Origin of the sequence: Amycolatopsis mongoliensis (assembly GCF_030285665.1) — a bacterium.
In the GTDB taxonomy this organism is placed as follows: domain Bacteria; phylum Actinomycetota; class Actinomycetes; order Mycobacteriales; family Pseudonocardiaceae; genus Amycolatopsis; species Amycolatopsis mongoliensis.
Genome location: NZ_CP127295.1, coordinates 5791784 through 5806220, shown reverse-complemented (window position 1 = coordinate 5806220; position 14437 = coordinate 5791784). Strand labels below are relative to the sequence as shown.

Annotated in this window: 14 protein-coding genes; 6 read left to right on the top strand and 8 right to left on the bottom strand. The window is 71.7% G+C overall.

Annotated features, from left to right (window positions below):
- The first annotated feature begins 23 nt into the window (after positions 1–23).
- Together QRX60_RS28245 and QRX60_RS28240 are read left to right on the top strand one after the other, a co-directional pair.
- Positions 24–1841: a putative bifunctional diguanylate cyclase/phosphodiesterase gene (locus QRX60_RS28245; RefSeq protein ID WP_286003718.1), complete on the top strand. Its 1818-nt coding sequence runs from the start codon at positions 24–26 to the stop codon at positions 1839–1841.
- A gap of 187 nt (positions 1842–2028) precedes the next feature.
- Positions 2029–2490 (top strand): peroxiredoxin, encoded by a 462-nt coding sequence (locus QRX60_RS28240; protein WP_285994454.1) that lies wholly within the window; start codon positions 2029–2031, stop codon positions 2488–2490.
- A gap of 210 nt (positions 2491–2700) precedes the next feature.
- Here the strand turns inward: QRX60_RS28240 and QRX60_RS28235 are convergent, their stop codons facing one another.
- The 5 genes from QRX60_RS28235 to QRX60_RS28215 all read right to left on the bottom strand — a co-directional run bounded on the left by QRX60_RS28235 (position 2701) and on the right by QRX60_RS28215 (position 7139).
- Positions 2701–3222: a GNAT family N-acetyltransferase gene (locus QRX60_RS28235; protein WP_285994453.1), complete on the bottom strand. Its 522-nt coding sequence runs from the start codon at positions 3220–3222 to the stop codon at positions 2701–2703.
- Complete coding sequence (locus QRX60_RS28230; protein WP_285994452.1) at positions 3219–3752, bottom strand: GNAT family N-acetyltransferase; 534 nt, start codon at positions 3750–3752, stop codon at positions 3219–3221. Before QRX60_RS28230 ends, QRX60_RS28235 begins: the two co-directional genes overlap by 4 nt.
- Positions 3753–3795: 43 nt before the next feature.
- A complete protein-coding gene (locus QRX60_RS28225) occupies positions 3796–5007 on the bottom strand; it encodes an LCP family protein (protein ID WP_285994451.1) in 1212 nt (403 codons plus the stop codon).
- Between the two features lie 96 nt (positions 5008–5103).
- A complete protein-coding gene (locus QRX60_RS28220; protein ID WP_285994450.1) occupies positions 5104–6351 on the bottom strand; it encodes an SAM-dependent methyltransferase in 1248 nt (415 codons plus the stop codon).
- A gap of 95 nt (positions 6352–6446) precedes the next feature.
- Entirely contained in the window at positions 6447–7139 is a 693-nt protein-coding gene (locus QRX60_RS28215) for an alpha/beta hydrolase (RefSeq protein WP_285994449.1), read from the bottom strand.
- 117 nt (positions 7140–7256) lie between these two features.
- Between QRX60_RS28215 and QRX60_RS28210 the strand changes: the two genes are divergently transcribed.
- Entirely contained in the window at positions 7257–7985 is a 729-nt protein-coding gene (locus QRX60_RS28210) for an SIS domain-containing protein (protein ID WP_285994448.1), read from the top strand.
- Between the two features lie 110 nt (positions 7986–8095).
- The gene (locus QRX60_RS28205; protein ID WP_285994447.1) at positions 8096–9262 is read left to right on the top strand and encodes a serine hydrolase domain-containing protein; all 1167 of its coding nucleotides are present in this window, start codon (positions 8096–8098) and stop codon (positions 9260–9262) included.
- A 126-nt stretch (positions 9263–9388) separates the two neighbouring features.
- Here the strand turns inward: QRX60_RS28205 and QRX60_RS28200 are convergent, their stop codons facing one another.
- Entirely contained in the window at positions 9389–11260 is a 1872-nt protein-coding gene (locus QRX60_RS28200) for an ABC transporter ATP-binding protein (protein WP_285994446.1), read from the bottom strand.
- A 97-nt stretch (positions 11261–11357) separates the two neighbouring features.
- Positions 11358–11798 carry a MarR family winged helix-turn-helix transcriptional regulator gene (locus tag QRX60_RS28195; RefSeq protein ID WP_285994445.1) on the bottom strand — a complete coding sequence of 147 codons (441 nt, stop codon included), beginning with the start codon at positions 11796–11798 and terminating at the stop codon, positions 11358–11360.
- A gap of 72 nt (positions 11799–11870) precedes the next feature.
- Between QRX60_RS28195 and QRX60_RS28190 the strand changes: the two genes are divergently transcribed.
- Together QRX60_RS28190 and QRX60_RS28185 are read left to right on the top strand one after the other, a co-directional pair.
- A complete protein-coding gene (locus tag QRX60_RS28190; RefSeq protein ID WP_285994444.1) occupies positions 11871–12722 on the top strand; it encodes an LLM class flavin-dependent oxidoreductase in 852 nt (283 codons plus the stop codon).
- Positions 12723–12767: 45 nt separating this feature from the next.
- Complete coding sequence (locus QRX60_RS28185) at positions 12768–14123, top strand: glycosyltransferase 87 family protein (protein WP_408630281.1); 1356 nt, start codon at positions 12768–12770, stop codon at positions 14121–14123.
- On the opposite strand, the gene QRX60_RS28180 is transcribed toward QRX60_RS28185, so the two are convergent.
- Positions 14110–14319, bottom strand: coding sequence for a helix-turn-helix domain-containing protein (locus tag QRX60_RS28180; RefSeq protein ID WP_003071237.1), 210 nt, complete (start codon positions 14317–14319; stop codon positions 14110–14112). The two genes, QRX60_RS28185 and QRX60_RS28180, sit on opposite strands and share 14 nt — an antisense overlap.
- Positions 14320–14437 lie beyond the last annotated feature (118 nt).

Genomic DNA, 14437 nt, shown 5'->3' with positions numbered 1-14437 from the left:
GTGCCGCGCCAGGACTGCTGGACGTGGCGCGCCGGTGGGCGGCGACGTTGGCCGACACCAAAGGAGTAACACTTCCCCCGGAGGAGCTGGAGCCGCTGCTGCTGGAGATCGCGCACGACGCGGTCGACCACGCCGGCTCGGGCCACGGCGGCGCCCTGCACCGGTTCACGGCGCTCTACGCCGCGTCACCGATGGGGATCGCGCTGGCCGACCCGGACGGCGAGATCGTGGAGGCCAACCTCGCTCTCGGCCAGCTGCTCGGCTGCTCGCCGAACCGGTTGCGCGGCCGGCACATCACGCACCTCGGCTCGACCGACCACGACGTCTCGCGGCTCAAGGCGGGGCTCGAGCAGGTGCGCGCGGGGCGTGAGCGCTACCGGGAGCGGATGCTGCTCGACCACAGCGAGGACGGCCAGCTCTGGACCGACGTCACCCTCGCCCGGCTGCCCGGCGACCGGCCGGGCTCGGTCTACCCGGTGCTGATGGTGTCCGACGCGAACGAGCTGCACCTGCTGCAGGAACGGCTGCTGCACCAGAACGTGCACGACCCGCTGACCGGGCTGCCCAACGCGTCGTCGTTCACCACCAAGCTCGAAGCGGCGCTCGGCGCCGGCGCGCGCGACGACATCGCGCTGATCTACCTCGACGTCGACGGCTTCAAGGTGGTCAACGACGGCCTTGGCGCCGGCGTCGGCGACCAGGTGCTGCGCGGGGTCGCGGGCAAGCTGTCGGCGGTGTTCACCGGTCACCACGACGGGTTCGTCGCGCGGCTGTCCGGCGACGGCTTCGCGGTGCTGCTGCGGGGCGAGCTGTCCGCCACCGAGGTGGTCGACCTCGTCGAACGGGCGCTGGAAGACCTCAACGAGCCGATCTACCTGGGCGGGCACGGCATCGGCGTGAGCGCGAGCGCGGGCATCGTGGTGCGCGCGGCCGTCGAGGGCGGCGCCGCGGAGCTGTTGCGGGCGGCGGAGATCGCGTTGCACCGGGCCAAGGAGGCCGGCAAGGCGCAGTGGATGCTGTTCGACCCCGAGCTCGACGCCCGCGACCGCGGCCGCTACCAGCTGGGCGCGGTGATCGCCGGGGCGCTGGAGAACGGCGAGTTCTCGCTCGTCTACCAGCCGACGGTGCAGCTCTCCGACCCCGACCGCCTCGCCGCGGTCAACGCCGGGCTGCGCTGGAACCACCCGGAGAAGGGCGAGCTCGGCTCCGACGAGTTCTACCCGCTGGCCCAGACCACGGGCATGACGGTGCCGCTGGGCCGCTGGCTGCTGGCGGAGTCCCTGGCGGCGACGGCCCGCTGGCGGACGCGCTTCGGTTCGGCGGCGCCGGACGTGTGCGTCCAGCTGCCGGCCCGGCTGGCGAGCGACCCGGACCTCGTTTTGCTGGTCAAGGAGCAGCTGGACAAGCACGAGCTGCCGCCGAACGCGCTGCGGCTGTGCACGGACCGCGACTCGGTCCTCGACCCGCGCGGCGAGGTGCTGGACTCGTTCGCGGTGCTGTCCGATCTCGGCACGCAGCTGGTGCTGACGATCTCGGGCTCGGCGGACCTGGAGCTGATCCCCCAGCGCCGGCTGCCGGTCCACCACGTGATCCTGTCGGGCCCGGTGGTCGACGCGCTGGACACGGACTCGCCGCCGGAGCCGGCGCTGCGGCACCTGACGCAGCTGGTCACGCGGGCCCGCGAGCTGAAGCTCCGGGTGGGCGCGGAGGGCGTCCGCACGCACGAGCAGGCGACCCGGCTGCGGCAGCTGGGCGTGGTGGCGGCCAGGGGCCCGTTCGTGACCGACTCGGCGACCGGCGACGAGGTCGACGAGCTGATCGCCCGCCACCCCGCCGACTGACCCCCGAGCGCCCCAATGTGGCGTTGGTTGCGTCTGACGCACCCAATGTGGCGTTCGGTGCGTCTGACGCACCGAACGCCACATTGGGGCGCTGGGGGCCTCCGGTGCGGGACGAGACCAAGCCGGTTCCGCGGCGGCTCCGAAGACCCGGCAGGATGGGTTCTGCTGCCGATGAGAAGGGACGTCCATGGACGCCGGAGACCTCGCCCCCGACTTCACGCTGCCCGACGACCGGGGCGCCGACCGCACGCTGTCGGACTTCCTGGCCACCGGCCCGGTGGTGCTGTTCTTCTACCCGGCCGCGATGACCGGCGGCTGCACCGCGGAGAGCTGCCACTTCCGCGACCTGGCCGCGGAGTTCGCCGAGGTCGGCGCGCACCGCATCGGCATCAGCCCGGACGGCGTCACCAAGCAACGGCAGTTCTCCGAGGCCAACGGCTTCGACTACCCGCTGCTGTCCGATGTGGAAGGTGAAGTCGCCAAACAGTTCGGCGTGTGGCGGAAGCTGCTGCCGCTGCACGCCAAGCGCGCCACGTTCGTGATCGGCGAGGACCGGAAGATCCTCGAGAAGATCAAGAGCGAGCTGAACTTCACCGTCCACGCCGACCAGGCGCTCAAGGTGCTGCGGGAGCGCAACAAGGTCTCCTGAGCGGTCAGCGGCGGGGCGGCCAGGGCCGTGGCCGGCGCAACTGCGTGCGGGCCGCCCGCCAGCCTCTCGGTCGGTCACGCCGGCGCCGCGGACGGATCCCGTACTCGTGCGCTTCTCCGCGGTGCCCGCGCCGCTCGGCCCGGTTCGGGACGTCCCGGCGCTCGCACAGCCACCGATGCGTGAGGGTGAAGCTTTCTACGTAGCCCGGATTCAAGGCTTCTCCTTCCGCCACACGTGGTCCGTCCCGCCGCACGCCGGGGCGAGCGGCTTCTCGGCCTGCTCTTCGCGCACTTTCACGAAGCCCAGCCGTTCGGGTACCGCTCCACTGCGGACGTTCAGCTCGTCGTGCTTGATCTCGACGTACCCCGCGCCGAGCCGGAACGCCTCCGCGGTCAGCAGCGCGGCCGCGCGCGTCATCAAGCCCCGGCCGGTGAAGTCCCGCGAGAGCCAGTAGCCGATCTCGACGCCGCCCTCGCGCGCCATCACGCCTATGCCGCCCGCGACCGCGTCGCCGACGCGGATGGCGAAGTCGTGGGCTTCCCCGCTCTCCCAATGCTTCGCGGTCCGCCGGAGGAACTCCTCGGCGTCGTCGGCCGAGTAGCCACCCGCGGCCCAGATCAGCCAGGCACCGAGGTGCTCCAGCGACCCGGCGACCGCCGCCGCCAGCTCCGGACCGTCGGCGGACGTCCAGCGGGCCAGCGTGAAGCCGTCGGCGGTATAGGTCTCCTTCACGGCTGCTCCTTCCGCCACACCTGCTTGACGCCCACGCACGCCGGTGGCCGGTCACCGGATTCCTCGGATTCCTTGCGTACCAAGGAAAAACCGAGCCGGGCGGGAACCGCTCCACTGCGGACGTTCGCCTCGTCGTGCCGGATCTCGACGTACCCCGCGCCGCGGCGGAAGGCGTCGGAAACCAGCAGCGAAACCGCGCGGGTCACCAGGCCGCGGCCGGTGAACTCCCGCGCCAGCCAGTAGCCGATCTCGACGCCGCCGTCTCGGGTCATCACGCCGACGGCACCCGCCAGCGAACCGTCCACGCGGATCGCCCACTCGTACGCCCGGCCGGTTTCCCAGTTCTCGTGCGTCAGCCGCAAGAACGCGGCCGCGTCCTCGTCCGTGTAGCCCCCGACGGCCCAGGGCACCCAGTCGGCCAGGTGCGCGCCGGACCCCGAAACCGCCGCCTGCACCGCGCCGGCGTCGACGGGCTGCCACCGGGTCAGCGAAAACTCGTCACGGGCAAAGAACTCGGCCGGGGTCTCCATGGCTCCCCATGGTGCCCCGGCCGAGTCCCTTGGCGCTCCCGAATTAATTGGTGATGACGCTGTCGGGGATCTCCGTGTCGTTCTTCAGCGCGTCGAACAGCTGCTTCGACTTGGTCTTGTCCCAGTTCTCCGCCGACCCGCTGGTCACCGGGACCGTCGTGGTCACCACGCCGCCGGAGGAGATCCCGCGCATCGCGATCGCCAGGCCGGCCAGGTTGTGCACGTGGTCGCCCGAGTCCATGGTCAGCGCGTCCGGCCCGGAGCCCAGCAGCGGGAAGAAGTGGAACGGGTTGAGCAGCGTGCCCGGGCTGGCGATCTGGCTGACCAGCGCGCCGATGAACTTGCGCTGGTTGGCGACGCGGTCGAGGTCCGAGCGCGGCGTCGCGTCGCTGTGGCGCATGCGGACGAAGCCCAGCGCCGAGCGGCCGTCGAGCGACTGGCAGCCCGCCTTGATGCTGATCCCGGTCACCGTGTCGTTCATGTCCTTGTCGATGCACATGTCGACGCCGCCGATCGCGTCGACGATCTTGGCGAACCCGCCGAAGCCGATCTCCGCGTAGTGGTCGATGTGCAGCCCGGTTGCGCCTTCGACGGTCTGCGCGAGCAGCTTCGGCCCGCCGAGCGAGAACGCCGCGTTGATCTTGTTCTTGCCGTGGCCGGGGATCGCCACCTGCGAGTCGCGCGGCAGTGACAGCAGCGTCGGCTTGGTGGAGTTGTCCGGGAGGTGCGCGACCATGATCGTGTCGGTGCGCTGCCCGCCGCCGGCCGCCGCGACGTCGCCGGTGGCCAGGCGCTCCTCGTCCTCGGCCGTGAGACCCTCGCGGCTGTCGGAGCCGACGATCAGCCAGTTGGTGCCGGACGCGGCGACCGGGCGGCCGGAGTAGTCGGTGAGCGCGTCGACGCGCTTGATGGAGAACTCCAGGTAGACCCAGATGCCGGCGAGGAAGACGACGAACACCAGCACCAGCGTCAGCAGGATCTTGCCGAAGCTCCAGCGACGCCGGCGCGGCGGCCGGGACGGCGGGTAGTCGTCGTCGGCCGGGCGCCGGGGCGGGTCCTGCCGCGGCGGCGGGGGCGGCGCGTACTGCCGCTCGTCCTCGCGGGTGCCCATCGGGCGGGTGCGCTCGTCGTAGGGGCTCTGGCCGCGCCCGGGCAGCGGCATCATCTGCGCGCGCTGGTGGTCGCGGGAGCGCCCCCCGGGCCGGGGCGGCGGCATCCGGCGTCCGCCGTCTTCGCCACGGTACGTCATCACCATCACCCAATTCCGATCCGGACAAACGTGTCGCCGTCAGTACACCGCACGTCCACGACAGGAGGACGTGCGGCACCGGGGTCGGGTTGTCCGGCGGGGTTACTCGCCGGTTGCCTCGTAGCCGAACTGGTGGACCTTGAGGTACCCGGAGCGGAACCCGGCCTCGGAATAGGCCAGGTAGAACTCCCACATCCGGCGGAAGACGTCGTCGAACCCGAACCCGGCGATGTCGGTCCAGCGGTGCAGGAACCGTTCGCGCCACAACCGTAGCGTGCGCGCGTAGTCCTGGCCGAACTCGCGCATCCCGGCCAGCTTGAACCGGGCGTTCGCCTTGACGCCCTCCTCGATCGAGCGCACCGACGGGATGATGCCGCCCGGGAAGATGTACTTGTGGATCCAGGTGTAGGCGCGCGAGGCCGCCAGCATCCGGTCGTGGTCCATGGTGATGGCCTGCAGGCCGAACCGGCCGCCGGGGCGCAGCCGCTCCCCGATCGTGGCGTAGAACGCCGGCCAGTACGACGCGCCGACGGCCTCGATCATCTCGACGCTGACCACGGCGTCGTACTGGCCGCTCGACTCGCGGTAGTCGCACAGCTTCACTTCGACGCGGTCGGAGAACCCGGCCGCGGCGATGCGCTCGGTGGCCAACGCCCGCTGCTCCTCCGAGATGGTCAGCGACGTCACGTGCGCGCCGCGGGCCGCGGCACGGATGGCGAGTTCACCCCATCCGGTGCCGATTTCGAGAACCTCGCTGCCGTCGCGGACGCCGGCGTAGTCCAGCACGCTGTCGATCTTGCGGTGCTGGGCGGCGGTGAGGTCGTCGGCCGGGCCGAACAGCGCCGAGGAGTACATCATCGACTCGTCGAGGAACGCGCCGAACAGGTCGTTGGACAGGTCGTAGTGCCGGTGGATGTTGGCCCGCGCGCCTTCGAGGGTGTTCTCCTCGGACGGCGGCTGCGTGCGCTCGGCGATCCGCCGGAACTTCTGCAGCACCGGCGGGACGAGGGTGGCCATCCGCTCGGCGAACGGCGTCAGCACCTCGGCCAGGTCGGACGCGGTCCAGTCGCCGGCCATGTAGGACTCGCCGAAGCCGATCTTGGCGTCGACGCCGAGGCGGTGGAAGAACGCTTCGGGGCGCAAAATACGCATTTCCGGCGCTTCCGGGCCCCCGGCGCCGAGCACGGTGCCGTCCGGGAAGGTCACCCGCACGTCCAGCGGGCGGACCGCGCGGCGGAACAGCGTGGCGGCGATCCGCGCGCGCAGCGCGGACCGCGGCGGGCTGGCCAGACCCGGCCAGCGGGACTCGTCGGGGATGTCCTGAGCGCGGTCAACACTCGTGGTGGTCACGGTTCTCCCTCCGGCCGGCCAGGTGCGCCGGTGATCGATCGTAGTCGCCGCACCCCCGCGGCGCGCTTCGCGATATGCCCTGTTCGGGGCGGGTTTCACACGGGTATTCGGAGCCGCTCGGGCCCCGGTGCGGCCCACGCGCCGCGGAGCTCGTCACCCATGCCCCCAGCGAGCACTTCCAGTGTGAAAGCAATCGTCAGCCGGGTCCACACCGGCGACCGGCGGAGCATCGCGTGCCCTTCGTGGGCGATCTCGAACCGGGCGACGCGGGCGGCGACGCCCTCGGCGCGTTCGGCGAAGGCGTGCGACTCCGCCGGGCTGGTCATCCGGTCGCGAATGCCGTGCACGATGAGCACCGAACGCCCGGCGACGGCGTCCACCGGCTCCCCCCGCGGCGTCCACGGCGCCAGCGCGCAGACCCCGCCCACCGCCGGGTCGTCGGCCACGCGCAGCGCCACCCGGGCGCCCATGGAGTGCCCGACCAGCACGACCGGCAGGCCGGGGTGGTCGGCGCGGATGCGCTCGAGGGCCCAGCGGGCGTCGTCGACGGGGTCGAGGACGGGAGCGTTCCAGCCGTAGCGGCGGTTGCGCAGCAGCCGCACCTCGACGCCGTCCTGCCGGCCGGCCCGGTGCAGGGCGCGCGCGATCGGGACCATCCGCAGGAAGGCCAGCTTCCAGGGCGGCACGCTGCCCGTGCCGCGCTCGGCGCCGCCGTGCAGCACGAGCACGACCGCTTCGGTCCGCCCGCGCGCCGGCCACACCGACACCGCCGGTTCCGCTTCGCTCACCCGTGTCCTCCTGTCGCCCCGCATCCGGGTCAACTCCGCCCGCCCACCGGGCTATTCCACCGCCCACCACCATCTTCGCGGTAGATTCGGCGCCCGATCCCCTACGGAAGGGTGGGTGTGGTGAGCGCCACGGACATCTCGGGCAGCGTCGCCAAGCAACTGGCGGACGTCGAGCAGGCCAACGCCGAGGCAGTGCGCGAAGCGGCGGATCTGGTGCTGGGGGTGATCCGGGCCGACGCACTGGTCTACACCGCCGGGGCCGGGCACTCGCTGGCGGCGGTCGCCGAGACGTTCTACCGGGCCGGCGGCCTGGCCTGCGTCTACCCGCTGTACCACCCGGACCTGCTCCCGCTGCACGGCGCGGTGAGCAGCACGAAGACCGAGCGGCGCACCGGCCTGGCCGCCGAGGTGCTGGCCGAGCGCGCGCCGGGCCCGGACGACGTGCTGGTGGTGTTCTCGACGTCCGGGTCGAACCCGTACCCGGTCGAGCTGTGCATCGAGGCCCGCAAGCGCGGGGCGGCGGTCATCGCGATCACGTCGCGCGCGTGCGTGGCGGCGGCGCCGCGGCGGTCGTCGAGCACGCTGGTCGAGCAGGGCACCGTCGTGCTGGACTCGCTGGTGATCCCGGGGGACGCGAGCTACCCGCCGGACGCCCCGCGCACGGCGCCACTGTCCACTGTGGTCAACGCGTTCCTGTGGAACCTCGTGCTCGCCCAGGTCTACGACCGCGGGACGGCCGAAGGTCTCGACGTCCCGCTGTGGCGCAGCTCCAATGTGGAGGGCGGCGACGAGGCGAACGCGGCGCTGCTGGAGAAGTACGGCGCGATCGTGCCGCGATTGAAGTAGCAGTTCGTTGAAAAGCACCGGCCGGGCACGCCTTGACGGGCGTGCCCGGCCCCCTTTAGCGTCGACATACCGACTGGTCGGTGTGCTCAACGACGAGCTGAGGAGATCCCATGGACGGTGTCACGGCGACGGTGCACGGCGAGTGCGCTCCCGGGTTCGAGCCGGTGCGCGAAGCCTTCGAAGCGAACTTCCGCGAACGGGGCGAGCTGGGGGCCGCGTTCACCGCCATCCGGCACGGCGAGGTCGTCGTGGACCTGCGGGGTGGGTGGTCCGCTCCGGACCGCGCCCGCGAGTGGGGTCCGGACACCCTCGCCAACGTCTGGTCGACGACCAAGGGCATGACCGCGATCTGCGCGCACCGGCTCGCCGACGCCGGCGAGCTGGACGTGGACGCGCCGGTCGCGAAGTACTGGCCGGAGTTCGCCGCGGCCGGCAAGGGCGAGATCCCGGTGCGGTGGCTGCTCTCGCACCGCTCCGGCGTGCCCGGGATCGGCATCGACCGGCCGGTGGCCGTCGAGGAGCTGTACGACTGGGACCTGATGACGTCGCTGCTGGCGGCGCAGGAACCGCTGTACGAACCGGGTTCCGCGGGCGGGTACCACGCGCTGGTGTACGGCTGGCTCGTCGGCGAGGTCGTGCAGCGGGTGGCCGGGCAGGGCATCCGCGAGTTCTTCGCCGAGCAGGTCGCCGGGCCGCTCGGCGCGGACTTCTCCATCGGCCTCGCCTCGGACGCGGACCTGGACCGCTGCGCGATCCTGGTCGACCCGGTCATGACCGAAGAGATGGAGAACGCGCTGGCCACGGCGTTCGCCAACGCCGGCCCGGTCGCGCAGGCGGCGTTGGCCAACCCGCGCCTCGCCGGCCACGACGCGAACGAACCGGCCTTCCGCCGCGCCGTCATGCCGGCGCTGAACGGCCACGGCACGGCCCGCGCGATCGCGACGATCTACGGCGGGCTGGTGGACGGAACGCTGCTGTCCGCCCCGGCGCTGGCCCGGGCGCGGGAGAGCCAGGGCAAGGAGATCGACGCCGTCCTCGGCCTGCCGAACGAGTGGGGCCTCGGCTTCTACCTCGGCAGCGACGCCCGTGGCTTCGGCCCCAACCCCACGGCCTTCGGCCACGACGGTCTCGGCGGCTCCACCGGCGGCGCCGACCCGGAGAACGGCATCGCCTTCGGCTACACCCTCAACCAGCTGGGCCCCCTGATCCGCGACGACCCCCGCAAAATGGCCTTGATCCAAGCCCTCTACACGTGCGTGGAGAGTCGACACGCGTGATTCAGAGGTCGACACGCGTGATTGAGGAGTCATCTCTCGTGACTGGAGGGTCGACACGGCGCTGAACTCGTGTCGACGCTCCAATCACGCGTGTCGACCCTTCAATCACGCGTGTCGACTCTTCGATCACGCCACGGCGGGTTCTTCTTCGGCGAACTGGGTTGCGTGGAGGGTTGCGTAGCGGCCGTTGGCGGCCAAGAGTTCTTCGTGCGTGCCGCGTTCGACGATTTCGCCGTGCTCCAGGACCAGGATCTGGTCGGCCGCGCGGACCGTCGACAGCCGGTGCGCGATCACCAGGGCCGTGCGGCCGGCCAGCGCGTGGGTCAGGGCTTCGCCGACCGCCGCCTCGGACTCGGAGTCCAGGTGCGCGGTCGCCTCGTCCAGCACGACGACCTTGGGCTGGGCCAGCAGCAAGCGCGCGATCGTCAGCCGCTGGCGTTCGCCGCCGGAGAGGCGGTAGCCGCGCTCCCCCACCGTCGTGTCGAGGCCGTCCGGCAGGGAGCGGACCAGCTCACCCAGCCGCGCCCGCTCCAGCGCCGCCCAGATCTCGTCGTCGGTGACGCCCGGACGCGCGTAGGCCAGGTTCGCGCGGATCGTCTCGTGGAAGAGGTGCCCGTCCTGCGTCACGACGCCGACAGTCTCCCGCAGCGAGGCGAAACTCAGGTCCCGGACGTCCACATCGGACAGCCGCACCGAACCGGAGTCGACGTCGTACAGGCGCGGCAGCAGCGACGCGATCGTCGACTTCCCCGCCCCGGACGACCCGACCAGCGCGACCATCTGCCCCGGCTCGGCGCGGAACGAGATCCCGTGCAGCACTTCTTCCCCGCCGCGGTGGTCGAGCGTGGTGACGTCCTCCAGCGACGCCAGCGAGTACCGGTCCGCCGCCGGGTAACCGAAACGGACGTCGGAGAACTCGACCGAAACGCCGTCCGAGGGAGGCAGCGTCCGCGCGGACGGCTTCTCCTCGATCATCGGCTTCAGGTCGAGGACCTCGAAGACCCGCTCGAAGGACACCAGCGCCGTCATGACGTCGACGCGGACGTTGGCCAGCGCGGTCAGCGGCGCGTAGAGCCGGGTCAGCAGCAGCGCCAGCGCGACGACCGTGCCCGGCGCGAGCTTGCCGGTCAGCGCGAGGTACCCGCCGAGGCCGTAGACGAGCGCCTGCGCCAGCGCCGAAACCAGGGTCAGGCTCGTCATGAACCAGCGGGTCAGCATCGCGGTCCGCACGCCGATGTCGCGCACGCGCCCGGCGCGCAGCCCGAAGTCGTCGGCTTCCTGCACCGGACGGCCGAAGAGCTTCACCAAGGTGGCGCCCGGCGCCGAGAACCGCTCGGTCATCTGCGTGGTCATGCCGGCGTTGAGGTTCGCGGCCTCCCGCTGCAGCCCGGCCATCCGGCGGCCGAGCCGGCGCGCGGGCAGCACGAAGATCGGCAGGAGCACCAGGGCGAGCAGCGTGACCTGCCACGACAGCGTCAGCATGACGGCCAGCGAAAGCGCCAGCTGGATCGTGTTGGTGACCAGGCCGGACAGCGTCGCGGTGAACGTCCGCTGCGCGCCGATGACGTCGTTGTTCAGCCGCGAGACCAGCGCACCGGTGCGGGTGCGGGTGAAGAAGGCGATCGGCATCCGCTGGACGTGCTCGAACACCGCGCGCCGCAGGTCGTAGATGATGCCTTCGCCGATGCGCGCGGACTGCCAGCGCTCGACGAGGCCCAGCCCGGCGTCGGCGATCGCGAGCAGGGCGATGACGATCGCGAGCCAGACGACCAGCGGCAGGTCACGGCCGCCGACGATCGCGTCGACCACCTTGCCCGCCAGCACCGGCGTCGACACGGCCAGGACCGCCGAGATGACGGTCAGCACGAGGAAGGCCAGCAGGCGCCGCCAGTGCGGCCGGGCGAACCGCGCGACGCGTTTGAGCGTGCCGCGGCTCAGCCCCTTCGGGACGTCGTTGGCGCGCATCGCCGAGCTCAGCAGCGCCCAGGTGTTGTCCATGGGAAACCCCCAGTGTCAAAACCTCTACTATAACTGAGGTTTTCTTCGGATATGACCTGGACAACGCCATCGTTGCCCGTTTGCTTCCCGCCGCCGTTCACTCCCCGCGAACAACGCGGTGCAGTGCGGCGCGCAGCCGTTCCGCGTCCTCTTCGGCCAGGGGTGCCAGCAGCAGGGCCTCAGCGTGCCGCGTCACCTCTTCACCCGCCGCGCGGACCCGCTCGCCTTCCCCGGTCAAGGTGACGAGGCGCTTCCGCCGGTCGCCCGGCGCGACCTCGCGCCGGACCAGCTCCTTGTCCTCCAGCTCGTCGACCAGCGCGACCATCGTCGTCCGGTCGATGCCCAGGCGCGCCGCGCCCTCCTGCTGCGACAGCGCCGGCCCGGCCCCGAACAGCGTGAGCAGCGCGAGCTGCCGCCCGGTGATCCCGAGGGGCGCGTACAGCGGCTCGGCCAGCTCGGCGAGCCGCAGCTGGGCGTGCTTGAGCAGGTAGCCGAGCCGGCGGGTGACGGCGGGCGGCGCCCCGAGGTCGCTGGACATGCCCGGACTCTACACTTAAGCTGATCGTCAGTCATGCTGATGATATATTGGACTGATAATCAGGAGGGCATCATGGTCACCGTCGGGCTCAAGCCGTCCCAGCAGCACATCGGCATCGCCGGGCTCCGCGAGATCTGGACCATCGCCGACGACGCCGGCTTCGACGGCTGCTGGGTCTTCGACCACCTCGCCCCGATGGGCCCGGACCGCACCGGCGACGTCTTCGACGGCTGGTCCCTCCTCGCGGCGATGGCCGAAGCGACGAAACGGGTGCGCATCGGATGTCTGGTCTCGGGCAACACCAACCGCCACCCGGGCACGTTCGCGAAGATCGCCACGACCGTCGACCACCTCTCCGGCGGCCGGCTCGACGTCGGCCTCGGCGCCGGCGGCGACGCGTACACCGACGCGATGATGGGCACCCCGACGCCGGCACCGGTCGAACGCGTCGAACGGCTCGCCGAGACCTGCGAAATCCTCGATCTGCTGTGGACTCGCGAAGAAACCGATTACCGCGGCCGCCACTACACGCTGACCGCCGCGCGCAGCGACCCGAAGCCCCGGCAGCCGAAACCACCGCTGTGGCTGGGCAGCAGCGGCGAGAAGTTCGGCCTCCGCGTCGTCGCCGAGCACGCCGACGTCTGGCTCAACGCGGCTCTGCCCGGCACGGAACTCGCCGAGCTGCAACGGCTTTCGCGCGTGCTGGACCAGCACTGCGCGGCGGCCGGCCGGGACCCGGCGACGATCCGCCGCGCCGTGCAGTTCCGGCTGCCGTCCGATGCGGACGATGCCCTGCGCCTTGCGCGGAGCTACGTCGAGGCCGGGTTCACCGAGCTCGTCCTGATGCCGACGGGCCACGACGACGTTGTCACGGCTTCGGAAGCAGCCGCGAAGCTGCTCCCCCGCCTGCGAGACGTCGGCTGAACCGGGCGCCGGGCCCGTCGGTAGCCTGGCGAAGTGGAAACGGAGGTGGGCCGGGCGCCCGCATGGCGGCGCGCGGCACGGCTCTTCACGGCACCCGCACAGGCTCCCGGCCTCGCCGCACTGCGCTGGGACCTCGGCTTTTACCTCGCCTGCCTCGCCTTCGCGCTGCCGACGGCGCTCAAGTCCGAGTTCTACGGCTACCGGGTCTGGGGCACCTTCGCGACGGTCGCGTACGGCTTGGGCGCGCTGCACAGCGGCTGGCTGCTGCTGTCCGCACGAACCGGGCGTACGCCACGCGGCGTACTCGGCTCACGCTGGTGCGGGATCGCCGCGGTCGCGCTGTTGGCAATGATCCTTCCGTTGCTGCTTCTGGTGATCCGCCGACTGACCGGAGTGGACTGGCTGATCACGCCCTTCTCGTGGGCCGCGCAGCCCGAGGTCTGGGTGATCGAGCGGTCCGCGGATCTGCTGCTGCACCACGGAACCCCGTACGTCGACGTCACCGCGCTCGGCCGGGCGCCGGAGGTCAACGACTACACCCCCTACGGCCCGGTGATGGCGGTCTTCGGCCTGCCCCGCGCGCTGGCCGGCGGCACCCCGCTGGGCGACGCGCTCACCGACGCCCGCTGGATGTTCGCCCTGGCCGCCTGCGCGTGCGTGCTGGGCACGCTGAAACTGCTGAAGTGGCCGAAGGTCCCGGTCGGCGCGGCCCAGCTCGCGCTGGCCTGCCCGCTCACCGCGCTCACCTGGGCGGTCGCCGGGCCGGACCTGGCGATCGTCGGGTTGCTGGTGCTCGCCTGCGCGCTCGCCGCGACCGGGCGGGCCGCCTGGTCGGGCCTGGTGCTGGCGCTGGTCGTCAGCGCGAAGCTCATCGTCGCGCCCGCGGCCGCGGTCCTGGCGGTGTTCGTGCTGGTACGCCGAGGCTGGGTTCGCCGCAAAACAGGGCTCGACTGGCCCGCGGTGGGGCGGTTCGCGTCAGCGCTGGTGGCCACCACCGCCGCGCTGCACCTGCCCGTGTACCTCGTGGACCCGGCGGCGTTCGTGGAGCACGTCTTCCGCTTTCCCCTCGGGATGGGCGTCGTGCGGTCGCCCGCGGCGAGCCCGCTGCCAGGCCACCTGATCGCCGAAACCGGCCCGGTGGGCCAGGTGGCGGCGTTCGCACTCGTCGGCGCCGCGGCCGTGGCGATGGTCGTCTGGCTGGTGCGCCGGCCCCCCGCGAACGGCTCCGGCGCACTGCTGCGCATCGCCGTCGGACTCGGCGCGTTGATCCTGCTCACCCCGGCCACCCGCTACGGCTACCTGGTGTACCCGCTGGTCCTGCTCGGGGCCCACCTGACGTTCCGCGTGGCCGAAGCTCCCACTGCGCCCCCCGCGCAGCAGTCCTCGACTACTTCTTCTTGACCCTGGTCGCCCCGCCGCGCCCCCGCAGCTGGACTCCGGACTCCGACAGCACCCGGTGGACGAACCCGTAGGAACGCCCTGTGGACTCCGCGAGCGCCCGGATGCTCGACCCCTTCTCGTATTTCTTCTTGAGGTCAGCGGCCAGCTTGTCGCGCGTGTTGCCGGTGATCCGCGCGCCTTTCTTGAGATCAGCCACGTCGATCGCCTTCCCGCCGAGAGTGTTCTGGGCCACATATCGGCCCCTGCCGGGGCAATGATCGAACACTGAGCGCCGGAATGCCAGACGACAGACGTAAATCAGCTGAAACTGCGAT